The organism is uncultured Kordia sp. (assembly GCF_947496985.1).
In the GTDB taxonomy this organism is placed as follows: Bacteria; Bacteroidota; Bacteroidia; order Flavobacteriales; family Flavobacteriaceae; genus Kordia.
In genome coordinates, this window is the sequence record NZ_CANMEZ010000003.1 from 44,856 (window position 1) to 69,246 (window position 24,391).

Annotated in this window: 17 protein-coding genes; 5 read left to right on the forward strand and 12 right to left on the reverse strand. The window is 32.7% G+C overall.

Going from position 1 to position 24,391, the window contains the following annotated elements; translation table 11 throughout:
• Positions 1 to 54 precede the first annotated feature (54 nt).
• The 7 genes from Q0828_RS08625 to thrA all read right to left on the reverse strand — a co-directional run bounded on the left by Q0828_RS08625 (position 55) and on the right by thrA (position 9,420).
• Positions 55 to 633: a hypothetical protein gene (locus tag Q0828_RS08625; protein ID WP_298419627.1), complete on the reverse strand. Its 579-nt coding sequence runs from the start codon at positions 631 to 633 to the stop codon at positions 55 to 57.
• Complete coding sequence (locus Q0828_RS08630) at positions 617 to 2,404, reverse strand: hypothetical protein (RefSeq protein ID WP_298419629.1); 1,788 nt, start codon at positions 2,402 to 2,404, stop codon at positions 617 to 619. The genes Q0828_RS08625 and Q0828_RS08630 overlap by 17 nt, the downstream gene beginning before the upstream one ends.
• A gap of 125 nt (positions 2,405 to 2,529) precedes the next feature.
• Positions 2,530 to 3,351 carry a sugar nucleotide-binding protein gene (locus Q0828_RS08635; RefSeq protein WP_298419631.1) on the reverse strand — a complete coding sequence of 274 codons (822 nt, stop codon included), beginning with the start codon at positions 3,349 to 3,351 and terminating at the stop codon, positions 2,530 to 2,532.
• An 8-nt stretch (positions 3,352 to 3,359) separates the two neighbouring features.
• Positions 3,360 to 4,442 carry a glycine cleavage system aminomethyltransferase GcvT gene (gene gcvT / locus Q0828_RS08640; protein WP_298419633.1) on the reverse strand — a complete coding sequence of 361 codons (1,083 nt, stop codon included), beginning with the start codon at positions 4,440 to 4,442 and terminating at the stop codon, positions 3,360 to 3,362.
• A gap of 132 nt (positions 4,443 to 4,574) precedes the next feature.
• On the reverse strand, positions 4,575 to 5,855 hold the full coding sequence (gene thrC, locus Q0828_RS08645; protein ID WP_298419635.1) for a threonine synthase: 1,281 nt from the start codon (positions 5,853 to 5,855) through the stop codon (positions 4,575 to 4,577).
• 127 nt (positions 5,856 to 5,982) lie between these two features.
• On the reverse strand, positions 5,983 to 6,906 hold the full coding sequence (locus Q0828_RS08650; protein WP_298419637.1) for a homoserine kinase: 924 nt from the start codon (positions 6,904 to 6,906) through the stop codon (positions 5,983 to 5,985).
• A gap of 66 nt (positions 6,907 to 6,972) precedes the next feature.
• On the reverse strand, positions 6,973 to 9,420 hold the full coding sequence (gene thrA, locus Q0828_RS08655; RefSeq protein WP_298419639.1) for a bifunctional aspartate kinase/homoserine dehydrogenase I: 2,448 nt from the start codon (positions 9,418 to 9,420) through the stop codon (positions 6,973 to 6,975).
• Between the two features lie 372 nt (positions 9,421 to 9,792).
• Here thrA and Q0828_RS08660 point away from each other — a divergent pair, with 372 nt between their 5' ends.
• Positions 9,793 to 11,328: an NAD(P)H-hydrate dehydratase gene (locus Q0828_RS08660; RefSeq protein WP_298419641.1), complete on the forward strand. Its 1,536-nt coding sequence runs from the start codon at positions 9,793 to 9,795 to the stop codon at positions 11,326 to 11,328.
• 69 nt (positions 11,329 to 11,397) lie between these two features.
• On the opposite strand, the gene Q0828_RS08665 is transcribed toward Q0828_RS08660, so the two are convergent.
• Both Q0828_RS08665 and Q0828_RS08670 read right to left on the reverse strand, forming a co-directional pair.
• Positions 11,398 to 12,741, reverse strand: a complete 1,344-nt coding sequence (locus Q0828_RS08665) for a TlpA disulfide reductase family protein (RefSeq protein ID WP_298419643.1) — start codon at positions 12,739 to 12,741, stop codon at positions 11,398 to 11,400.
• A 20-nt stretch (positions 12,742 to 12,761) separates the two neighbouring features.
• Positions 12,762 to 13,778, reverse strand: a complete 1,017-nt coding sequence (locus Q0828_RS08670; RefSeq protein ID WP_298419645.1) for a TlpA disulfide reductase family protein — start codon at positions 13,776 to 13,778, stop codon at positions 12,762 to 12,764.
• A gap of 123 nt (positions 13,779 to 13,901) precedes the next feature.
• Here Q0828_RS08670 and hutH point away from each other — a divergent pair, with 123 nt between their 5' ends.
• Entirely contained in the window at positions 13,902 to 15,407 is a 1,506-nt protein-coding gene (hutH, locus tag Q0828_RS08675; RefSeq protein WP_298419647.1) for a histidine ammonia-lyase, read from the forward strand.
• 7 nt (positions 15,408 to 15,414) lie between these two features.
• Here hutH and Q0828_RS08680 read toward each other — a convergent pair whose 3' ends face one another.
• The 3 genes from Q0828_RS08680 to Q0828_RS08690 form a co-directional block, all read right to left on the reverse strand.
• Positions 15,415 to 15,807: an STAS/SEC14 domain-containing protein gene (locus Q0828_RS08680; RefSeq protein ID WP_298419649.1), complete on the reverse strand. Its 393-nt coding sequence runs from the start codon at positions 15,805 to 15,807 to the stop codon at positions 15,415 to 15,417.
• Positions 15,808 to 15,919: 112 nt separating this feature from the next.
• Positions 15,920 to 16,348, reverse strand: a complete 429-nt coding sequence (locus tag Q0828_RS08685) for a hypothetical protein (protein ID WP_298419651.1) — start codon at positions 16,346 to 16,348, stop codon at positions 15,920 to 15,922.
• Between the two features lie 197 nt (positions 16,349 to 16,545).
• Positions 16,546 to 19,101, reverse strand: a complete 2,556-nt coding sequence (locus Q0828_RS08690) for an ATP-dependent Clp protease ATP-binding subunit (RefSeq protein ID WP_298419653.1) — start codon at positions 19,099 to 19,101, stop codon at positions 16,546 to 16,548.
• Between the two features lie 260 nt (positions 19,102 to 19,361).
• Here Q0828_RS08690 and gyrA point away from each other — a divergent pair, with 260 nt between their 5' ends.
• The 3 genes from gyrA to Q0828_RS08705 all read left to right on the forward strand — a co-directional run bounded on the left by gyrA (position 19,362) and on the right by Q0828_RS08705 (position 24,384).
• Positions 19,362 to 21,905 carry a DNA gyrase subunit A gene (gene gyrA, locus Q0828_RS08695; RefSeq protein ID WP_298419655.1) on the forward strand — a complete coding sequence of 848 codons (2,544 nt, stop codon included), beginning with the start codon at positions 19,362 to 19,364 and terminating at the stop codon, positions 21,903 to 21,905.
• A 38-nt stretch (positions 21,906 to 21,943) separates the two neighbouring features.
• Complete coding sequence (locus tag Q0828_RS08700) at positions 21,944 to 23,227, forward strand: tetratricopeptide repeat protein (RefSeq protein ID WP_298419657.1); 1,284 nt, start codon at positions 21,944 to 21,946, stop codon at positions 23,225 to 23,227.
• A gap of 221 nt (positions 23,228 to 23,448) precedes the next feature.
• Positions 23,449 to 24,384, forward strand: coding sequence for a tetratricopeptide repeat protein (locus Q0828_RS08705; protein WP_298419659.1), 936 nt, complete (start codon positions 23,449 to 23,451; stop codon positions 24,382 to 24,384).
• Positions 24,385 to 24,391 lie beyond the last annotated feature (7 nt).

Consider the following 24,391-nt stretch of genomic DNA (forward strand, 5'->3'; position numbering starts at 1 on the left):
GCAGAAGCAATTGAAGTGATATATAAAATAAATAAAAGTATATAATATTTCATGTTAGCTAAATCCAATTAAAAAATAATGTTCTATATCCCATTTTTTTTTATGTTTTTTATATACAATTATACTTACATAATTGGCTTGAACTCCAGCAAGAAATATAGCGCGAGTCTTATCAATATTGAATACAGGAGTATTCATGAAGTAAATTTTTTTTAAAATTGTTTCTCTAATTTCCTCGGTTATAGGTTTGGGTTTTAACTTGTCAGAAGTCACATATTCTCTTATACTTTCAAGATCGTATTTCTCTGCTTGATTTCTATAATTTATTAATTCTTTTTCATTGAATAACTTTTTATAAACACCAGAATCTTTAATGTACTGTTTGATTTTGTCTTCTTCAAAAAAAGTTTTAAAATTATCCTCTTGATTAATTGAAAAATAAATGAATGTATCATTTTTTCCTCTCTTTGAGTTTTTATTTATTTGGAACTGATTTTCAAAATGAATCTTTGCAATTTGCTTTATATCATCAAGCGTTTTTTGTTCTTGCGATTTTAATAAACTACATGAAACAAAAAGGAATATAATATTGACTACTACTATTTTTTTTAAATATTCAATTACAGGGTTCATTGGTATTGGGTTTGGTTCCTGAAGTTTGTATGGTAACTTCATCGTATTGGTTAATTAAATAAGTTTGTGTTGTTGCAGTACTTTCTGCCTTTCCTATGGCAATGACTTCTTGTTGTTCAAAATACGAAAATTCTGTTTGAAAGTTTGGTGTATTAATCATAGAACCAGAACCCCAGATCATTTTTTTATAATAACTAAAGGGTAAATTATATCCTTTGCTTACTCCATAGTCTTTTAGCGCTAATGCCATGTCATCAATCAATTCAGTCATAAATTCATGTTGTAAGTCATTTAAATTATTTCCTAAATTATTTATTTCGTTTGCTGTAGTTGCCGCTTGAAGCGTAGTAAAAGCAACCAAAAGCTCTGAAAAGTCAGGATCAGTACTTAGCGTTTGTAAAGCTCCAATTTTATACATATAACCTAAAACCGCATGAATACTTTCATGAATTGCAGTCTTTGCTATAGATAAATCACTGGCTGAATCTAAGTAGGTAGTATTGAAAGTCGTTTCCATTACACAATCTCCTTGATCACAGGACACCAAAGGATTTGTTCCTGCATTTATATGAGCAAGATTTGCTAAGAATGTTTCTGCTCTCAAGTTATAACTAAACTTAGTATTCTCATTGAAAGCTGCTTTTACTAATTGTATTACGGGTGCAGTGCTTTCAAATGTAGCTTTAATTACTTTGGCATGGCAAGGTTTTAGTTTTAAAGTAGCGTCAATAATTATTTTGTGTTTAAAGTCAACTTCGCTATCATTTTGTAATGCTTCTACAGCTTTTTTCACAAAGTCTTTAGTATTTTCATCACAACCATTTTCAGCTAAAAAATCAAAAATGGCAGTTGCATGTACAGCGCCAGTTTTACTTTGTAGCCAAGTTATATCATTATTAGAAAGTGGTAATTCTGAAATGTTGCTAGGTGAGGCAATAACACCATTATTTACACAAGATACAACTCGTTGCCAATATGGAATAAATGGTACTACAGGAACTTCTCCTGTAGTTGGATTATTGGGGTTTGGTTGATTATTAGTACTGCCACCACCATTTAATGTACCGTCATCTGCGGGTGTGGTGCTTCCTCCATAGACAACACAACCTGTTACAACCCAACCTGAAAGACATATTTTTTGAGGTTGCTGACTTTCCGAGCCTCTACAACTTTGACCATAGCTATGATTTCCGCCTGCAGTACAGTCAAAATAATAACAAGTAGCTTCCTCGCTCCAACTCATAATTTCTTCTGTCGGACTTGTACAAGGAGAAGAATCCGCACCAGTAAGTAACATTGCATCATTGATATATGTTACAGTAGCATTAGTAATGTCAGGTGTTAACGTTCCTGCACTCTCAAAAAGCGGATAATTGATCAGTAATTGCATATAACTGCCATCTTCAAAAACTGTCAATACATAATTTTCGGTGTTGTCAATAGTTGGTATTCCTCTATGGGTAGTAAAAATATAATTTGTATAAGTGTCTGCCGAAAGTTGAAGAATTTTTTCCGTATCAATAGCAAATCCGTAACTGTTGAAGGAACTATTTTCGTCTGTGAATTTATCTTCCTGCGGAAAACGTGTTCGTAAAAACAGATCTAATTCTTTGTTTGTATTTCTAATGGAGTCGCCTTTTACAAAATGACTGTTGATTAATTTTTGTATGGATTCCTCATAGGGTTCAGGAACAATTTGTTCTTTTTCACAATTAGCTAATAAGAGTATTATGAAAGTAATAGAGGAAAATACACTAAAAATTCGTTTCATTTATATGTTTATTATTGATCAACAATATGTTTTAGGAAAATTCCTCTGTAATATTATTGTATTTTCTTTTAAAATCAATCTTATTAATCAAAATTAAATGATAAGTATTGTGTTTATTTGGTGTTTTACGAAGTTTTCTTCCCCGAAATATATTCTAATGTTTCTTGATTTGTTGTAGACAAATGTTTTGGAAGTTTGTTGTCTTTAGGTAAAACAGCTAAAAAACGATCAAAATTTGAAGTATATACGTTTTTGAATAATGGCTTTTTTACGTTCATACTCTTTAAAATCTCACTGAAAAATTCATCATGATGAATTAAATCTTCTGCACCTAAATGAAAGATTCCATTTTTACGCCTGTTAATCATGTAATGAATTTGTTGCGTCAACTTTTTATCAGAAATCGTATTCATGACTAAATTCGGAAAAACTTCTACAGGGACTTTTTCTTTCAGACAGTCTTTTATTTCTTGAATTCTAGGCGATTTGTTGCCAAAAACCATTGGTAAACGTACGATTGCATATTTTTTCTGAGGCAAACGCATTAACATGTTTTCAATTCGAATTTTTAGCTTTCCATAAATGCTTTCCGAAAGTGTTTTATCGTATTCATACGAAGGATAACTACTATATGCATCAAATACATTGGCAGAAGACAAGAAGATTAACCTGCATGGTTTTGTCTTTACATATTCCGTTAAAAATGTATGTACTTCAATTTGTGCAGCAAAATCACCACGTAACGCAGAAATTATAATGGTTGGTTGTACTTGTAAGACAACTTCGTCGATGCCATCATAATCTAAATCGTATCGTATAAAATGTGCATTTTTAGCAAACGATTTGTTGCTATAAAATGTTCCGTATACATCAAAATAGGAGCAAAGCTCTTTATATAGTGCCTGACCAATAAAACCGCTCGCTCCTAGTATTAATATTCTATTCAAATGTATTGTTATTTCTTATAAAAAGGTAGTTTCACTACTTTTGCAGCAACTCTGTTTTTACGAATTTGGATGTAAATATTGCTTCCGACATCTGTAAAAACGGTTGGTACATATCCTAGCCCAATTCCGATTCCCATAGAAGGAGACATCGTACCAGAAGTAACATTTCCAATTTTATTTCCGTTTCCATCTACAATATCATATCCTTGTCTAGGAATTCCGCGTTCTTGCATTTCAAATGCAATTAATTTACGTTCGACTCCTGTTCTTTTTTGTGCTTGAAGTGCCTCTGAATTTGTAAATTCTTTCGTGAACTTAGTAATCCAACCTAAACCAGCTTCAATTGGAGAAGTGGTGTCGTCAATATCATTTCCATATAAACAATATCCCATTTCTAAACGAAGTGTATCTCTTGCCGCCAAACCAATTGGCTTGATTCCGAAATCAGCTCCAGCTTCAAAAACTTTATTCCATACTTCTTCTACTACGTCATTTGTACAATAAATTTCAAATCCACCAGAACCTGTATAACCTGTAGCAGAAATGATTACATTCTCAACACCAGCAAACGTGTCAATCTGGAATGTGTAGTATTTTATAGTAGATAAATCAACTGTTGTTAATGATTGCATTGCTTCAACCGCTTTTGGACCTTGAATCGCTAATAAAGAATAGTTTTCAGAAACATCTTTCATCTCAGCACCAACATCATTATGACTAGAAATCCAGTTCCAATCTTTTTCAATGTTTGAAGCATTCACTACTAAGATATATTTTTCTTCATTGACTCTGTAAATAATCAAATCATCTACAATTCCTCCATCATTATTAGGCATACAACTGTATTGTGCTTTTCCATCAACTAATTTAGAAGCGTCATTTGTTGCAATTTTCTGAATTAACGCTAATGCATTTGGTCCGGAAATTACAAATTCTCCCATATGACTTACGTCAAAAACACCAACGCCATTACGAACGGTTTCGTGTTCAACCTTAACGCCTTCGTATTGTACAGGCATATTATATCCTGCAAAAGGAACCATTTTTGCACCTAATGCTTCGTGAATTTTTGATAGAGCTGTATCCTTCATGTTTAGTTTTTCTTAAATTGATTGCGAATTTATGAAAAATAGGCATAAAAAAATGATGAATTTTTACTTGATTCTTAATTTAACATGACTTTTTTAGATTTTTGTAAATCGAATAGATTGAATGATTAAAAATTAACTATTTAAAAATCGTTTCAAATCATCATAATCTGTAGCTTGAATCGCATGTTTTTCTTTATGCATAATTTCTTGAATTTGTGTCGGAATGTCTAATTTTAGACCCAAAGTTGATTCAACAGTTGGTAAAAACTTTACAGGATGTGCCGTTTCTAAAAATACACCATAGGCGTCTTTTAAATCGTGATTCTTTAAGCCTAAATAGCCAACGGCACCATGCGGATCGGCAATATAATTGTATTGATCATAGATAGATTTCATTGCGGTTTTTGTTTCATCATCTGTAAAACTATATGATGAAAAGTGTTTTTTGATCGTTGCTAAATCGTTATTATACAATTCTTGAATTCGAATAAAATTACTCGGGTTTCCTACATCCATTGCGTTAGAAATTGTTGCTATTGATTTTTGTGGGACATATTCTCCGTTTTGTAAATAGTTTGAAACCGTATCATTTACATTCGTAGCCGCAATAAAGTGTTGAATTGGTAAGCCTAATTTTTGAGCCATAATTCCTGCGCAAATGTTTCCGAAATTTCCGCTAGGAACAGAGAATACAATGTTTTTATGTTTTTGATGTAATGCTTTATACGCAAAGAAAAAATAGAACATTTGCGGTAGCCAACGCGCAATATTTATTGAGTTTGCAGATGTTAGTGTGCGTTCAATTTCTGAGTCTAAAAAAGCAGTTTTGACCATTTCCTGACAATCGTCAAAAACACCATCTACTTCCAACGCAGTAATGTTTTGACCAAGTGTTGTTAATTGCTTTTCTTGAATTTTGCTTACTTTTCCACTTGGATATAAAATCACAACATCAACACCTTTTACGCCTAAAAAACCATTGGCAACAGCGCCACCAGTATCACCAGAAGTTGCTACTAAAACGGTTACATTATTATCATTATTACGATTGAAGTAACCCAAACAACGCGCCATAAATCGTGCGCCAACATCTTTAAATGCCATCGTTGGTCCGTGAAATAATTCCAACGTTCCAATATTATCTTCAATAGGAACTATTGGGAAATCAAAGCTTAAAGTTTCTGAAATAATTTCTTTTAGAATGTCTGTTGGAATTTCGTGTCCGACAAATTGTTTTATAGCTTCAAATGCAATTTCTTCATGTGAATAGTCGCTTATATTTTGAATAAATTCTTCGGGTAGTGGTGTAATGTTTTCAGGGAAATAAATTCCTCTATCGGGCGCTAATCCTTTGATGACAGCTTCTTTAAAAGAAACTTTTGGAGCGTTATGATGTAAACTGTAGTAATTCATTTTTTCTTTAGCTATTTGCTTTTGGCTGTTAATCTTTAGTGTTATATTTTGATAATGCTTGCTATGACATCAAATCACTTGAAGTGACATTTGTTTAATAGTTTTGATCCAAAGAGTCAAGACTAAGTTACCCAATTATGCGGCAACCTTTACTATTTATTTTTGAAACATGTACATCGTAATCAATGTTCAATGTTTTGTATGTCTCTGTCATAGTTTTTGCTACTTTTTCTGCCATTTCTTTTCCTTTGCTTAACGCGAATATGGAAGGTCCAGAACCTGAAATTCCTGCGCCTAAGGCGCCACAAGCAATTGCACTTTCTTTTACTTCTTTGAATCCTGGAATCAGTATTGAACGCAAAGGTTCAACAATTTCATCATGCAATGATCTGCCAATTAAATCGTAATCTGATGTGTATAATCCGCTTATTAAACCACCTAAGTTTCCAATTTGTATGATTGATTCTTTCAACGAAATATTCTGCTTTAATACTGAACGAGAATCAGAGGTTTTTACTTCAATTTGTGGATGAATCACTGTTGCATATAATTTACTTGGAGCAGGAATTTTGATAATGTCTAGTGGTGTGTAACTTCTGATAAGAGTAAAATCTCCCAAAAGGGCAGGAGCTACATTATCAGCATGTGCAGTTCCACTGGCTAACTTTTCGCCTTCCATAGCAAAAGAGACTAATTCCTTTGCTGTGAATGGTTTTCCTAGTAATTCATTCATAGCCCAAACTGTACCAGCTGAACTTGCTGCGCTACTTCCAATTCCGCTTCCAGCTTTGATGTTTTTATAGATTTCGATTTCAAAACCGTGATTTAAATCTAGTTTTTCTAGCATTGTCAATCCTGCAACACCAGCAACATTTTTGTCGGTTTCCATTGGTAAATCTTGCCCAACAAGTTTTGTGATTTTGATTCCTTTTTCAGCGATTTTTCGAATAATCATTTCGTCGCCAACCGTATCTAAGCAAAGCCCAAGGACATCAAATCCACAAGATACATTTGCTATAGTTGCTGGCGCGAATATTTTGAGTTCGTTCATTGTTTTTAGTATTGAGATGTTAGTATTGAGAATTCAGAAAATTTCAATACTAACATCTATAATTTCTTAAAATTTTCCAATTCTAATTACATCAGCAAAGATTCCCGAAGCTGTTACTTCTGCACCAGCACCAGCACCTTTTACTTGTAAAGGCTGTGCCACATAACGATCTGTATAGAATAATACAATGTTGTCACTTCCTTCTAAATTGTAGAAAGGATGGTCTGATGGAATGTGTTGTAACCCAACTTTTGCCTTTCCATCTTCAAAAGTAGCAACATATTTTAAACGACAATTTTTGTCATTTGCTTCTTTGTATATTTTCTGAAAATGTGCTTCATGCTTCTCTAAAGAAGCATAGAAAGCGTCATTTGTGTTAGTAGCTAAGCTTTCTTCCGGAAGGAAAGAGTTATTCTGAATATCTTCTAATTCCATTACATAACCACTTTCACGAGCCAGAATTAATATTTTACGAGCCACATCAACCCCACTTAAATCAATTTTAGGATCTGGTTCAGTGTATCCTTCTGCTTGTGCTTGCGTTACCACTTCTTTGAATGTGTTGTCATTGCTAAAATTATTAAACACAAAATTTAAACTACCTGATAAAACTGCTTGAATTTTATGAACTCTGTCCCCTGAAGCAATCAAGTTTTTGAGTGTGTCAATGATTGGTAACCCTGCGCCGACATTTGTTTCAAATAAAAATGGCGCATTGTATTTTCTAGAAATACGTTTTAGATTTTGATAGTTTTCATATTGAGAAGCACATGCAATTTTGTTACATGTAACCACAGCAATATTGTTTCGTAAATAATGTTCATACATTTTTGAAACCGTTTCACTTGCAGTAATATCTATGAAAATACTATTGCGAAGGTTCAGCGATTTTGCGGTGTCATGAAATTCATCTAAACTTGCTTTTGAGCCTTTTGCTAACTTATCGTTCCAAGTGTTTAAATCGAATCCTTCCGAATTGAAAGCCATCGTTCTAGAATTTGATACACCAATGACTCTTATATTTAATTTTAGTTGTTCTAACAAGAATTTATTTTGTTTATGAAGTTGTGCTATGAAACGTTCTCCTACATTTCCAACTCCAACTACAAACAGATTGAGTTGTTTTATCTTTTCTTCAAAAAACTCTTCATGAAGCGCATTTAATGCTTTTTTTGCATCGTCACTATTGATTACCGCAGAGATATTTTTTTCAGAAGCACCTTGTGCAATTGCTCTAATATTTACATTATTCTTTCCGAGCGTACTGAACATTTTACCACTTAAACCTTGATGGTTTTTCATGTTTTCACCAACAAGTGCTAAAACTGCTAATTGCTGTTCTACTAAAATTGAGTTTACTTTTCCAGAGCTAATTTCGTATGCAAATGTTTCATCAATTGCCATTTTAGCTTTCGATGCTTCTTTATCATTAATTCCAATACATATAGAGTGTTCAGACGAAGCTTGAGTGATTAAAACAATATTTATTTTTTGTGCGAGTAAGGTTTCGAATAGTCGTTTTGAGAATCCAGGAATTCCAATCATTCCACTTCCTTCCAGAGTTAATAATGAAATGTTTTCAATATAACTGATTCCTTTAACGGCTTGTTGTTTTCCTGTTGGGTTTTTTGTAATGAGTGTTCCTTCAGCTTCTGGTTTGAACGTATTTTTGATCAGAATTGGTATCTCTTTTTCTAACACAGGTTGAATTGTAGGTGGATAAATTACTTTCGCACCAAAGTGTGACAATTCCATAGCTTCCTGATATGAAATATGTGGAATAGGAGTCGCTTGTTTTACAATTCGCGGATTAGACGTATACATTCCACTTACATCTGTCCAAATTTGTAATTGAGAAGCATTAACAGCTGCGGCAATTATTGCTGCTGTATAATCAGATCCTCCACGACCTAAAGTAGTTGTTTCTCCATTTTCAGTAGCAGCAATAAATCCAGGTAAAATAACAACTTGATGTTTATTTTCTTTAAAGAAATCTACACAATTTTTAGCAGTTGTACGTATTTCTACTTGTGCATTTTCATAGCTTTCTGAAGTGATGATTAATTCGCGACTGTCTTTATAGATACTATCCAATTCACGAAATCTCATTACTTCTGAAATGATATATGAAGATAGTAATTCTCCAAAACTAGCAATTGTAGCCAATGTTTTTGGAGTTAATTCACGAAGTAAAAAACACCCTTCATATAACGTCTCTAGGTAATTTAAAAGTCGTTTTGTGTGACTTATAATTCCGCTTTGTGCTGTAACAGGAATTAAGTCTTTTACTACTTGCATGTGCCTGTTTTCAATTTCTTGTAACAGTGATTTGTAGTGTTCATCTTTTACAGCGGCGAGTTCGGCTGTTTTGAGTAGCATATTTGTTGTGTTACCAAAAGCGGAGACGACAACGGCTATTTTTTTATCTGTGGAAGCTTTCGATATAATATCGATTACTTGACTTATGTTTTGAGCATTGGCGACAGAAGTACCACCAAATTTTAGTACGTTCATTGTATTGAATTGATATGGTTATTGGGTAATAATTGTAGAATCTATAAATAAGATTCTTATTTAAAATATGTGTAAGAACACCTAGTGGTAATATATTATCAGACCCCAAAAGGGGTTGTAGTAGAAATTGTAACAGTTGTAATAGTAACTGTAATGCAATTAGAAAAAGTGATAATGTTTGCTACTAAGCACATATTTTATGCGTATGATGTTATTCAAATGTATTACTTTTATGACCATAAACAAACTATAAAATTATTTTTCACGGATGTGTAGTGAAAATGCCTTTTTATTATAAATGCACTAAAAAAGTATAGTAAATTGCAAGTGATTTCATCAAAAGTGTAATCTTTGCTTTAATAAACCTAATACATGAAGATATATTCAGCAGCTCAAATCTACGAAGCTATTAATACAACTATTGAAAAAAACAATATTACCTCTAATGACTTGATGGAATTTGCAGGAACTCAAATTTTTAATTGGTTTCATATGCGAATGCAAGGTGCGCAAGTTCCTATCCATATTTATAGTGGAATTGGAAATAATGGAGGTTTAGGATTAGTGTTGGGAAGGCAGTTATTGCATCACGGATATAATGTACATGTATATGTTGTAAATTTTAGCGATAAGCGCACCAAAGATTTTTTAACTAATTATGATCGAATTAAAGAATTTAAAGTGTGGCCACGTTTGTTGAGTTCAGGAGAAGATTTTCCTGAAATGCAAAAAGAAGATATTATTGTAGATGCCATTTTTGGGATTGGTTTGAATCGTGAAACCTCTGACTGGGTAAAAACGTTGATTAAATATATTAATGCTTCTGAAGCGTATACTGTTTCGTTAGATGTTCCATCTGGTTTGTATCCAAATCATGCACCAGAAGATAAAGAAGCTGTTATTAAAAGTAATTATACCTTGACTGGTCAGGCGCCAAAATTGAGCTTCTTTTTGCCCGAAACAGGCATTTATATGCAACAATGGGAAGCTATTGATGTTGGATTAGACCAAGAATATCTACAAACTACAGACACAGAAGTACAGCTTATTGATAAACATGAAGTACTGCCATTGTATATTCCAAGAGAAAAATACGCGCATAAAGGAACATACGGACATAGTATGATAATGGGTGGAAGTTTTGGTAAAATGGGAGCTGTAACCTTGGCTAGTTCTGCATGTTTACGTGTTGGAACAGGATTGATTACAGCATATATTCCTGAATGTGGATATAACATTTTACAAACTTCGTTGCCAGAAGCGATGGTGATTTGTGATGAAGGTGAAAAGCATATTTCTAAAATAAAGCATGCTATAGATCCTATAATTATAGGTATGGGTGTTGGTATGGGAACAGATGCGATAACTGTAAAAGCATTGAAAGCCTTTTTGAAAACGAATAAGAATCCGTTAATTATTGATGCGGATGCTTTGAATATTTTGGCAACTAATAAAATCATGCTAAAATCGGTTCCTGCTAAATCAATTTTGACACCACATCCAAAAGAGTTGGAACGTTTAATAGGTAAATGGTCTGATGATTTTGATAAGTTAGAAAAAGCAAAAGTATTTGCTAAGGAGTATGATATTGTTTTAATCATAAAAGGAGCAAATACCATTACGATTTATGACAATTCTTTGTATTTAAATAATACAGGAAACCCTGGAATGGCAACTGCAGGAAGTGGAGATGTGTTAACAGGAATGTTGACAGGATTGTTAGCACAAGGATACGATCCGATTACTGGATCAATTTTTGGGGTGTATTTGCATGGAAAAGCGGGTGATATTGCCTTGACAGGATTAGGGTATCAAGCACTAACAGCAAGTGATATTGTAGCTCATATTGGAGATGCGTATTTAGATTTGTTTAAACAGCCGGAAGAACCACAACAAGAAGAAGCTTAGATATAAAATATAAAAAAAGCGCTTTGAAACTATTCAAAGCGCTTTTTTTATATTCATAGACGAATGAATTTATATTTTCAGTTCGTTGAATAATTCAACTAATTTTGGATCAGATGGTCTTGGCGCATCAGCATTTACAATATTTCCTTCAGGATCAATTAAGATAAACCTAGGAATACCTTCAATGGCATAGTCTGTTACAAACTTAGATTTCCAAGCATTATCAGCAATTACTTGTACACCACCTAATTGTTTTTCAGTTACCATTTCTTTCCAAGTTTTATATGCTTTTTTCGTATCAATAGATACTGAAACAAACTCTATGTTTTTGTCATGATATTCTGCTTCAACTTTCTTTAATGAAGGAATTTCACCAAGACAAGGTCCACACCAAGTTGCCCAAACATCAATGTATACATACTTTCCTTGTAAATCGTCCAATTTAGTTTTTCCGCCTTTATGGTTTTCATAATCAAATTTTGGAGATATTTTTCCAGCCACTAAGTTTTTTACTTTGTCATACTTCTTAGTCAATTCATTTTTAAACTTTTCGTTGTCAGAAATAGCTATTAACTCATCGTATAATTTTTTAGCATCTTTGTTTGAAGGCGACACGAAGTACGTTAATTGGGAAGCCAATTCATTTTTCATGCTTTGCGACTTTAAGTTTTTAAGTGCACTTACATTGTCAATGATTAATGAATCTGTATAGATTTTTGCCATATGATGACTTGATGCGATTTCTTTATACGATTGATATAAAACGAAATCTTTTTCATTATCGAAATCAACATCTTTTAAAGGATTTAATAAATCTTTAGAAGGCTCAAAGTTTTCTTTCTTTGCAAAATATGGATGATAGTTTGGGTATCTTGAAAGATTCGCTAAGTATTCGTAGTTAATGTTTGCTTTTTCGGTTGCAATGAAATCGGCACTTAATCCTTTAGTGTTTATTAACGCTTCTTCCATTTTGGTTTTGGCGTCACCAATAGTTTTTAAGAAATCAGCTTCTTCTTCAGCATATACTTTTTGGAAGTCAAAATCTTCATTTGCTAAAAACTTAGCTGCGATGTAATTATTTTTTTTGGCTCCTTTTCCTTCATATTTGATTGTTTCATCAAATTTAGCAGCGTCTAAAGTTACTTTTAAGTCATCACCAGCTTGTGTGTATAATGAGGTACGTTCTCTTCCGAGATTTAGAGAGTAATATCCAGCATTTTCAATGTGAAGTGTATCAGCAAATGAACCATCTTCATTTACTTTAATTTCATGTTTGAAATCATTTCCAGAGATATTTATTTTTCCTCCTTTTGAGTTTTCAATTTTCCCAGAAAGTAGCACATAGTCTACTTTTGGTTCTGTTTTGCACGAGAATATTGCTAGTGCAGTAGTTAGTAATACAAATTTTTTCATTGTTTATTTAGTTTGGGCGGTTATATCTTTAGTTCATTAAATAGCTTAATTAACTCAGGACTAGAAGGTCTTGGTGCATCGGCGCTTACAATATTTCCTTCTGGATCAATCATAATGAATCTTGGAATTGAAGAAATCTTATATTTATTGATGAAACTCTCTTTGTCTTTAGCGTCATCAGCAATTAGTTGTGTACCGCCTAAGTCTTTGTCAGTTACCATTTTTTTCCAAGTTTCATAAGCTTTTGGCGTATCTATGGAAATAGAAACAAATTCAATATTTTTACCGTGGTATTGTTTTTCAACCTTTTTTAAAGAAGGAATTTCTGCGATACAAGGTCCGCACCAAGTTGCCCAAACATCAATGTATACGAATTTACCTTTTAAATTGGCTAAAGAAGTTTTTCCTCCTTTGTGATTTTCGTAATCAAATGTTGGCGAAACTTTACCTCTTGGTAATTCTTTTTTAAGTGCAATTGCTTCTCCAGCGTATTCTTTGTAGAATTTTAACATTGGTTCAACGTCTTTTACTTTATTAGCTATAATAGTGCTATCAACATCCGTTTTTGAAGCATAAAATTCTTTTAATTTTTTAGACATTTTTCCAATTTCTTTCTCCAATCCTAAAGAGTCAAGACTTGTAAGCATGTCCATATTTAGCATTTTTTCTTGCATTAGCGCATCTTCCGCAAGGAAATTACTATGTACAGCTCCTTTACCACTATATTTTACAGTTTCGTCAAACATTTTGGTATCTAAAGTGATATTTATATCAAAGTCATTTTCTAAATAAATGCTAGTACTCTCTTTACCGTCAAAAAAGTTATACATACCATTTGCTACTTTTAACGTATCTTTAAAAGTGCCATCTTCATTGACTTTTATTGTTTTTGAGTATGTTCTAGTTCGAACGACAATAGAGTCACTATTTTTGTTTTCAATTTTTCCAGATAGCGTTACGTAGTCTTTTGGTGCTTCTGGTTTTTTTTCACACGAGAATATTGCAAATGCTGCAATTAATAGCAATAATTTTTTCATTTTTCCAAAGTTTGTTTGCTCAAATTTAAACGATTCTTTTTTTAATCAATAAATTATTAACAATTATTTGGTTTATATCAATGGAATTTTCACTTTTGAATTAAATTTTATAGCGTTTTTAACATGGTACACGAAATAAGTTCTCAGTTACTTGATATTACAATAATTAAAGAGTTATTGTTATCTAATGCAAAACTTTCTCTATCAGCATCTTCGACTGATAAAATTGTTGCTTGTCGTGAATATTTAGAACAACGATTGAAAGATCAGAAAACACCAATTTATGGAATTAATACAGGATTCGGATCGTTGTGTAATGTGAAAATTTCTGATGAGCATCTTTCTAAATTACAAGAAAACTTAGTCATGTCACATGCATGTGGAACAGGAGATCGCGTTCCTGAAGAAATTATAAAATTGATGCTATTGTTAAAAGTACAGTCACTAAGTTATGGACATTCTGGAGTTCAATTGATTACAGTACAGCGGTTGATTGATTTTTATAATCATGATATTTTACCAGTTGTTTTTGAGCAAGGTTCACTCGGTGCTTCAGGAGATTTAGCACCTTTAGCACATTTATCATTACCACTTTTAGGAAAAGGAAGTGTGTATTATAAAGGAAAAGAAGTGCCTACTTCAGAAATTTTGAAAGAGTTCAATTGGGAACCTATTGAATTGAAAGCCAAAGAAGGATTAGCATTGTTGAATGGAACACAATTTATGAGTGCTTATGGAGTCCATACGTTGTTGAAAGCTTATAAGTTGTCATACTTTGCAGACTTTTTTGCATCTATCTCATTGGAAGCTTTTGATGGACGTTTAGAACCGTTTAATGATTTAATTCATTTGGTTCGTCCACACAATGGACAATTAAAGACAGCTCGAAGAATTCAAGAATTTGTGGCTGGAAGTGAATTGATTTCGCAAGAAAAGAAACATGTGCAAGATCCGTATTCATTTAGATGTGTACCACAAGTACATGGAGCTACCAAAGATACGTTGGCGTTTATTAAAAAGACATTTGAAACAGAAATTAATTCTGTAACTGATAATCCAAATATTTTTATTCAAGAAGAAGCTATTATTTCTGGAGGAAATTTTCATGGACAGCCTTTAGCTTTAGCGCTTGATTATTTAGCGATTGCTGTTGCTGAATTAGGAAATATTTCGGAACGTAGAACTTTTCAATTAGTTTCTGGCTTACGTGGTTTGCCTGATTTCCTTGTAAATAATCCTGGATTGAATTCTGGATTTATGATTCCACAATATACAGCAGCAAGTATTGTAAGTCAAAATAAACAATTGGCAACGCCTGCAAGTATTGATTCTATAGTGTCTTCCAATGGACAAGAAGATCATGTTAGTATGGGTGCCAATGCAGCTACAAAAGCTAAGAAAGTAATTGATAATGTAGAACGCATTTTGGCAATTGAATTATTGAATGCTTCTCAGGCATTGGTATTTAGATCGCCATTAAAGAGTTCTGAATTTATTGAAGCTTATTTATTGATGTATCGTGGAGAAGTTCCTTTTGTGGATGAAGATAGAGAGTTACATATCGCGATTAAGGATACATTATTATTTATGCAAAATATGGTGATTGAGAGCGAAGTATTGTTCGATTAAAATATTATTATAAATACGTTTTAACCCAAGTAACGGCTTCTGGAAGTGTTTTAAAAATATTCATTGGTTTATTGAAAAAGTGTTTTTCAATTTTTACATTATGATTGTCAATGAATTTGTTTGATACAATAGCGATTGCTTTTAAATTTTCAATCTCAAAAACTTTTAAATACATCATTGGATCTACAGCATACGAATTTTTACGAATAGTAATGTAGGCAAATGATTTTTCTAGAAAGTGTTTTTGTGCAATTAGTATAATTTCATGTACACTTTCAACATTCAATGTAATACCTTCATTTAATTGGGCAACCATGTAATCTTCATAGATTTTGATTTTTCCAATACTCAGAATATACTTTTGAATGTACGAGTTTTTATGTCCGTTAGTTAATTGCAATGTCGAAGCTTTTCTTAAAGATACTTTTTTTTACTTTAAAACGAGAAAAAAATAGATGAACTACGTAGTATTTTTTTGAAATGAACTTTTCCAACGAATTAAGGTTTCGTTTTTACTCTTTGAGCGTATCTTTTTTTACGCTAATAGCATTGTTTTCTAGTGGAATGATTTTGTCTAACCAATTTATAGCGGCTCCAAGTGTAGTAAACAATTCATAGCGCCCGTTGAAAAACTTTTTTTCTACATGTGCATTTAAAGAAGCAAACTTATCATTAGATACAACAGCAATTCCTTTTAGAAGATTGTTTTCCGGAAGCATTTTGTATACTTGTGGATCAATAGAGTAGGAGTTTTTTCGATATGAAATGTATCCGAAAGGTGTTTTGAAGTTTTCTTCAAAGAATTGAAAGAAAGAAAGCATTTCATCAATTGAAATGTGTACACCTTCAAAAATTTCTCCTATAATTAAATCATTATATATGTATAATGTTCCGTCATCGAAATTGTAAATGTCTCTTAATTGTTTTCCTGCAATCTGCATTATGTGTAGGTAGTTTGTTTTATTAGACTACTAAATTACTTGGATGCTTGCATTATTCTACTGATTTTAAGATACTTTAAGAGTATTTTAGATGAACACCCTATTTTTATCTGTAAAGAACACGAAAACAAGGAAAAAGAAAAATCCTGCTTTTTAGAAAAACAGGATTTTTTTATTGTTTTTAAAAAGTATTGCTATTATGATTCAGCAGGCTTTTCTGCTTTTTCAATCTTAATAGTTAACTCATCAGTTTTTTCATTTAAGTCCATGAAAATTTTATCACCTTCATGAATTTTAGATGTAATTATTTCTTCGGCAAGTGCATCTTCTACATACTTTTGAATTGCTCTTTTTAAAGGTCTTGCTCCATATTGTTTATCAAAACCTTTATCAGCGATATAGTCTTTGGCTTTTTCGCTTAATAATAAATCATATCCTAAACCTTTAATTCTAGCATATAATTTTGCAATTTCGATATCAATAATTTTGTGAATATGTTCACGTTCAAGTGCGTTAAAGATAACAACATCGTCAATTCTATTTAAGAATTCAGGGGCAAATGCTTTTTTCAATGCATTTTCAATGACACCTTTTGCATGATCGTCTGCTTGTGTCTTTTTAGCATTTGTACCAAAACCAACTCCAGCTCCGAAATCTTTCAGTTTACGTGCACCAATATTTGATGTCATAATGATAATCGTGTTTCTGAAATCAATTTTTCTTCCAAGACTATCAGTTAAGTATCCATCGTCTAATACTTGTAACAGCATATTAAAGACATCTGGATGTGCTTTTTCAACTTCATCAAGCAATACAACTGCGTAAGGTTTTCTACGAACCTTTTCGGTTAATTGTCCACCTTCTTCATATCCAACGTACCCTGGAGGTGCGCCAACTAAACGAGAAATTGCAAATTTTTCCATGTATTCACTCATGTCAATTCTGATGAGTGTTTCTTCAGAATCAAATAACTCACGCGCTAGCACCTTTGCTAGCTGTGTTTTTCCAACTCCTGTTTGTCCTAAAAAGATAAATGAACCAATTGGCTTATTTGGGTCTTTAAGTCCAGCACGGTTACGCTGAATAGCTTTTACAACTTTTCCAACTGCTTCATCTTGACCAATTACTTTTCCTTTAATCAATTCAGGAAGTTGTGCTAGTTTATTGCTTTCAGTTTGTGCAATTCTATTTACAGGAATTCCAGTCATCATAGAAACTACATCGGCAACATTGTCTTCATCAACTGTTTCTTTGTGTTGTTTGGATTCTTCTTCCCACTTTTCTTGTGAAATTGCTAATTCTTTTTCGAGACGCTTTTCATCATCTCTTAATTTAGCAGCTTCTTCATATTTCTGTTTTTTAACAACAGTATTCTTCAATTCACGTACTTCTTCTAGTTGACGCTCTAAATCAAGAATTTGTTTTGGAACATCAATATTTGTGATATGTACTCTAGAACCTGCTTCATCCAATGCGTCAATAGCTTTGTCCGGAAGGAAACGATCTGACATGTATCTATTTGTTAATGTAACACAGGCTTTAATAGCTTCTGGAGTGTAACTTACATTGTGATGCTCTTCATATTTATCTTTGATGTTTTCTAAAATCTCAATAGTTTCATCAACTGTAGTTGGTTGTACCACTACTTTTTGGAAACGTCTTTCTAAAGCACCATCTTTTTCAATATGTTGTCTGTATTCATCTAATGTTGTTGCACCAATACATTGTAGCTCACCTCTTGCTAAGGCAGGTTTAAACATATTAGAGGCATCTAAACTTCCTGTAGCACCACCAGCACCAACAATTGTGTGAATTTCATCAATGAAAAGAATGATATCATCATTCTTTTCTAGTTCATTCATCACGGCTTTCATACGCTCTTCAAACTGACCTCTGTATTTAGTTCCGGCAACTAAACTGGCCAAATCTAACGTAACTACACGTTTGTTGAAAAGAATACGTGATACTTTACGCTTTACAATTCTATTTGCTAATCCTTCAGCAATGGCAGATTTACCAACACCAGGTTCACCAATTAGAATAGGATTATTCTTTTTACGCCTGCTTAAAATTTGTGAAACACGTTCAATTTCTTTCTCACGTCCTACAACAGGATCTAGTTTTCCTTCTTCCGCCAGAGCGGTAAGATCGCGTCCAAAATTATCTAATACAGGTGTTTTTGATTTTTTATTTACTTTTCCTCCAGTGTTAGAAGATCCAAAAGGATTTTCTTTAGAAGGTTCTTGCGATCCACCGTTGTCGTCAAACTGTGAGTCTGCACGAGGAGAATCTATGTAATCATCATCATTTGTTATCATATACTTAAATTGCTCTTTAACGTTATCATAATCCACTTTTAACTTATTTAAAAGTTTTGTAGTAGGATCATTTTCATTTCTTAAAATGCACAATAATAGGTGTGCGGTATTGATAGAAGAACTTTGAAAAAGTTTTGCTTCTAAAAATGTAGTTTTTAGCGCTCTTTCGGCTTGTCGAGTTAAGTGTAAATTTCGCTTTTCGTTTGGAGCTACTGCTACATTCGGATTTGCAGGACTTAATATCTCTACTTTTCTGCGTAAGTGTGTCAAATCGACATCTAATGCATTTAAAATATTGATAGCTTTGCCATTGCCATCTCTGAGAAGTCCAAGCATTAAATGTTCAGTACCAATAAAATCATGGCCTAAACGCAATGCTTCCTCTTTACTGTAGGCGATTACATCTTTTACTCTTGGGGAGAAATTATCATCCATAAATCTTGTTTCCTTTCGTCATTAAAATTAATACTTCGGAACGAATAATACAAAAATTGTTCCGTCATGGAAGGTTGTCAAAGCTAATAGACGAAAAAAAACAGCGAATTCAAAAATTATAATATTAAATTATCAAAAAAACTTATTAAAAATTGTTAATAAAAAAACGTTAAAATGCTGTTTTAAATCCTCGCTGAATACTAGTAAATGTTGTATATTGACCCGATTTGTAAAACTCGAAATATTAAAACATAAAATACATGGCAGAAGGAGAAAAGTTAATCCCTATTAATATTGAAGATGAGATGAAGTCTGCTTACATCGATTATTCGATGTCAGTCATTGTGTCACGTGCACTTCCAGATGTAAGAGATGGTATGAAACCAGTACATCGTAGAGTATTATTCGGAATGCATGAACTCGGTGTAAGATCTAGTTCAGCTCATAAGAAATCTGCAAGAATTGTTGGAGAAGTATTAGGTAAGTATCACCCACATGGTGATACCTCAGTATACGACGCCATGGTTCGTATGGCGCAAGAATGGAGTTTGCGTTATATGCTTGTAGATGGGCAAGGTAACTTCGGATCTATTGATGGAGATAGTCCTGCAGCAATGCGTTATACGGAAGCAAGAATGCGTAAAATATCTGACGACATGTTGGCAGATATTGATAAAGATACCGTAGATCATTCTCTAAACTTTGATGATACGTTAAAAGAACCAACAGTTTTACCAACAAGAGTTCCTGGTTTATTAATCAATGGAGCATCAGGTATTGCAGTAGGTATGGCAACAAATATGCCTCCACATAACTTATCTGAAGTTATTGATGGAATTCATGCGTATATCGATAATAATGATATAGAAATTGATGAGCTAATTCAGCATGTAAAAGCACCCGATTTTCCAACTGGAGGTATTATCTATGGATATGATGGTGTTCGTGAAGCGTTTAAAACAGGACGTGGAAAAGTTGTCATGCGCGGAAAAGCTGTAATGGAAGAAGTACAAGGTAGAGAATGTATCATTGTATCTGAAATTCCATATCAAGTGAATAAAGCAGATATGATTAAGAAAACTGCTGACTTGATCAATGATAAAAAAATTGATGGTATTTCTACAATTCGTGATGAATCTGATAGAAAAGGAATGCGTATCGTTTATATTTTAAAACGTGATGCAATTCCAAATATCGTATTGAATAAATTATATAAGTATACAGCATTACAATCTTCATTTAGTGTAAATAATATTGCACTTGTACATGGACGTCCGCAATTGTTGAATCTGAAAGATATGATTCACCATTTTGTTGAACATAGACATGAAGTAGTAACGCGTAGAACACAATATGAACTTAAGAAGGCTGAAGAACGTGCGCACATTTTAGAAGGTTTAATTATAGCATCTGACAATATTGATGAGGTAATTGCTATTATACGTGGTTCAGAAAATGCAGAAGCAGCTCGTAATAACTTAATCAAACGTTTTGAATTGACAGAAATTCAAGCCAAGGCGATTGTTGAAATGAGATTACGTCAGTTGACAGGTCTGGAACAAGACAAACTGCGTGGTGAATACGATGATATCATGAAAAGTATTGAAGATTATCGTGATATTTTGGCTAACAAGTCAAGAAGAATGAACATCATCAAAGAAGAACTTGATGTTATTAAAGATAAATATGGAGATGAGAGACGTTCATTAATTGAATATGCTGGTGGTGATGTAAGTATTGAAGATTTAATTCCTGATGAAAAAGTAGTAATTACAATTTCGCATGCAGGATATATCAAACGTACTTCGTTAACAGAATACAAGCGACAAAACAGAGGAGGAGTTGGTCAAAAAGGAAGTGCAACTAGAAATGAAGATTTCCTAGAGCATCTTTTCGTAGGAACCAATCATCAATATATGTTGTTCTTTACGCAAAAAGGAAAATGTTTCTGGATGCGTGTGTATGAAATTCCAGAAGGAAGTAAAGCTTCTAAAGGAAGAGCGATTCAGAACTTAATTAATATTGAGAAAGACGATAAAGTAAAAGCATTCATCTGTACACAAAACTTAAAAGACGAAGAGTATATCAATAATCACTTTGTGATTATGGCTACTAAAAAAGGTCAGGTTAAAAAGACTCCTTTAGAGCAATACTCGCGTCCACGTACTAATGGAATTAATGCGATTACAATTAAAGATGGAGATGAATTACTAGAAGCAAAATTAACTACTGGAAATAGTCAGGTAATGTTAGCTGTAAAATCAGGTAAAGCTATCCGATTTGAAGAAGAGAAAACGCGTCCAATGGGAAGAAATGCTTCTGGAGTTAGAGGAATTAGACTTGCTAGTGAAAGTGATGAAGTAGTAGGAATGGTTGCTGTAAACGACATGGAAAGTAATATCTTGGTAGTTTCTGAAAATGGATATGGAAAAAGATCTAGTTTAGAAGATTACAGAATTACGAATCGTGGAGGAAAAGGAGTAAAAACGATTTCTGTAACAGATAAAACAGGAGAGTTAGTTGCTATTAAAAATGTAACTGATGAAGATGGTTTAATGATTATCAACAAATCAGGAATTGCAATTCGTATGGCAGTTTCAGATTTAAGAGTTATGGGGCGCGCAACGCAAGGAGTTCGATTGATTAATATCAAAGGAAAAGATTCAATTGCTGCAGTAGCCAAAGTGAAGAATGAAGACGAGGATCAAGTTGATGATATCGAAGGCCTTGAAAACACTGAAGTTTCAGAAGATGGCACGGCTGTTGATACTAACAATGATAGTGACAACGAAACACAAGAATAATAATAACAAAACTCTCAAATTATTTAAACATTAGAAAAATGAAGAAGACAATTTCAATTTTCGCAGCATTATTAATTACCGCATTTACTTTTGCACAAAAGAAAGAATTAAGAGCCGCTGAGAAAGCATTAAAAAAAGGAAACACTGTTGAGGCTAAAACAGCTATCACTAGTGTTGAGTCTATGATTGATGGCGCTGACGCAAAATATAAAGCTCAATATTATTTCCTAAAAGGAAAAACATATTTTGAGTTAGCAAAAAAAGGAATGGACGCTGAGAATTCCTATAAAACAGCAAGCGATAATTTTAAAAAATTACTTGAATTCGAAAAAGAACAAAAGAAATTTAAGTATACCCAAGAAACAAAACCATTAATGCAAGAAATGGTAAGTAAATTGGTTGATAACGCAATTACTGCTCAGAAAGCTAAAGATTATAAGAAAGCAGCTGATATCTTGTACATGACATATAAAATGGATACGTCAAACAAAGATTACTTATATTTTGCAGCTTCTAATTCAATTACCGGTAAAAACTTTGACGATGCATTAAAGTATTATGAAGAATTAAAAGATTTGAATTATACAGGTGTGAAAACTCAGTATTACGCAATTAATGTGTCTACAGGAAAAAAAGAATCTTTTCCAGAAAAAACGGTAAGAGATTTTTCTGTTAGAGGAGGAACGCACAAAGATGCAACTCAAGAAGAAACAAAATCTAGATTACCAGAAATCATCAAAAACATTTCTTGGATTTACTCAAACCATATTGGAGATAATGAAAAAGCATTAGTAGCTGTGGATGAAGCAATTGCTGCAAATCCTAATGATGCGTCTTTATTATTGGCAAAAGGAAAAATCTATTATGATCAAGGTAAAAAAGACAAGTTTAAAGAAATTATGCAAGAAATTATTACTAAAAACCCTAATGACGCAGATTCACACTATAATATTGGTGTAATTAGTGCTGAAAATGGTGAAGTAGAAGAAGCAAGAAAAGCATATATTAGAGTATTGAAAATTGATCCAGGGTACACAAATGCAGGAATCAACTTGTCAAAAACGTATATTGATGAAGCTGCTGATGTAGTGGATAAAATGAACCAATTAGGAAATTCTTCTGCAGACAATAAAAAGTTTGACGAATTACAAGCGAAGCAAACTGAGCTTTACAGAGAATCGTTAAAAGTATTAGAAGCGCTTTCTATTAAAATTCCTGACAACGTGCAAATCTTAAAGCAATTAAAAGGTTTATATTCTTTCTTAGGAGAAGATGATAAAATGAAAGCTGTAAAAGCTAAATTAGTTGAATTAGGACAATAGTCTTATAAACTATAACATATTTAAAAAACCTCGCAATTCGCGAGGTTTTTTTGTTTTAAGTAGCTATTTTTTTAAAATATAAAATGCTCGTAAGTGTTAAAAATCAGTTTAAAATATTTGTTATAGAAAATGATATAGTGTAGTTTTAATCTCGAGCTCATTTTTGGTTAAACATTAAAAGTCAAGATGAATTCAGGAAGTAATAGTATAAAAGAAAACACATGTTTGGAAACTTATTTGGAAGAAAGAGAATAATAGAAGACAAAGAATTTACTGCAGATTTTGACGATGCACTAAAACGATATATTGGAGTTACTGAAGGTCGCGTTGAATATAAGTTTAAGGATAAAAAAGGAAATGTAATACCACCTTCATTTGCGTTTGAAGAAACGTATAACGAATGGAAAACGATTCAATCTGTTTGGGATAAAAGAAGCGTCATTTTTTCTGCGTTAGATGAAATATATTTAAGCAAAATACCAAAAGATCAAATTATAGAAAGGTTTGTCATAGATAGATATCCTGAAAAAGCGCTCATGTTTAGTGAAAAGTATATCACGGAAGAAGATTTTAACGATGACAAAGTATTGGCTTCTTTATCAAAGTGCCATTTCTTCTTATCTAATTATGATAAAAGTATTGAATTAGCTCAAAAAGCGATACAGTTAAATGAGGAAAATAAAAAAGCACAGATTGCTTTGGCTGACTCTTTGCATATGACAAATCAACACGATAAGGCACATGAAATATATGAAACGATTTTAAGTACGAGTAAATTAAAAGATTGGGATAAAGGTGAAATCAACATTGTTGAGATAATTGACTATAACAATGATATTTTGAATTCGCCTGTTTATGCAGTTGGATTGCTATCAAATGAAGAAACAGATGAAGCTACTTGGGACAAAGCAGCGGAAGAGTTTTATCATTGTCCATTCTTTAGAAGTCAGCACGCTTTTTGGTTATTAAAAAATAAAGAAAGTCTAAAAGGAATGGCGAAATTAATCTCAACAACTCAAGAATTCCCTTGGTATAAAGATGCTGTTGTAAATGTTAAAAGTGGAATTTTGCAATTTCGCGAACAAATGGGATCAAGCGATTTGTGGGAAAAAGAATTGAAGTATGTATCTGAAATTATAGAAAAAAATAATTGGTAATAAATAT

Excerpts from the sequence above, each read along its gene's own strand:
- Q0828_RS08625 (WP_298419627.1), bottom strand. The coding sequence starts at position 633 with ATGAACCCTGTAATTGAATATTTAAAAAAAATAGTAGTAGTCAATATT.
- Q0828_RS08630 (WP_298419629.1), bottom strand. The coding sequence starts at position 2,404 with ATGAAACGAATTTTTAGTGTATTTTCCTCTATTACTTTCATAATACTC.
- gcvT (WP_298419633.1), bottom strand. The coding sequence starts at position 4,442 with ATGAAGGATACAGCTCTATCAAAAATTCACGAAGCATTAGGTGCAAAA.
- thrC (WP_298419635.1), bottom strand. The coding sequence starts at position 5,855 with ATGAATTACTACAGTTTACATCATAACGCTCCAAAAGTTTCTTTTAAA.
- Q0828_RS08650 (WP_298419637.1), bottom strand. The coding sequence starts at position 6,906 with ATGAACGAACTCAAAATATTCGCGCCAGCAACTATAGCAAATGTATCT.
- thrA (WP_298419639.1), bottom strand. The coding sequence starts at position 9,420 with ATGAACGTACTAAAATTTGGTGGTACTTCTGTCGCCAATGCTCAAAAC.
- Q0828_RS08660 (WP_298419641.1), top strand. The coding sequence starts at position 9,793 with ATGAAGATATATTCAGCAGCTCAAATCTACGAAGCTATTAATACAACT.
- Q0828_RS08665 (WP_298419643.1), bottom strand. The coding sequence starts at position 12,741 with ATGAAAAAATTTGTATTACTAACTACTGCACTAGCAATATTCTCGTGC.
- Q0828_RS08670 (WP_298419645.1), bottom strand. The coding sequence starts at position 13,778 with ATGAAAAAATTATTGCTATTAATTGCAGCATTTGCAATATTCTCGTGT.
- hutH (WP_298419647.1), top strand. The coding sequence starts at position 13,902 with ATGGTACACGAAATAAGTTCTCAGTTACTTGATATTACAATAATTAAA.
- Q0828_RS08685 (WP_298419651.1), bottom strand. The coding sequence starts at position 16,348 with ATGCAGATTGCAGGAAAACAATTAAGAGACATTTACAATTTCGATGAC.
- Q0828_RS08690 (WP_298419653.1), bottom strand. The coding sequence starts at position 19,101 with ATGGATGATAATTTCTCCCCAAGAGTAAAAGATGTAATCGCCTACAGT.
- gyrA (WP_298419655.1), top strand. The coding sequence starts at position 19,362 with ATGGCAGAAGGAGAAAAGTTAATCCCTATTAATATTGAAGATGAGATG.
- Q0828_RS08700 (WP_298419657.1), top strand. The coding sequence starts at position 21,944 with ATGAAGAAGACAATTTCAATTTTCGCAGCATTATTAATTACCGCATTT.
- Q0828_RS08705 (WP_298419659.1), top strand. The coding sequence starts at position 23,449 with ATGTTTGGAAACTTATTTGGAAGAAAGAGAATAATAGAAGACAAAGAA.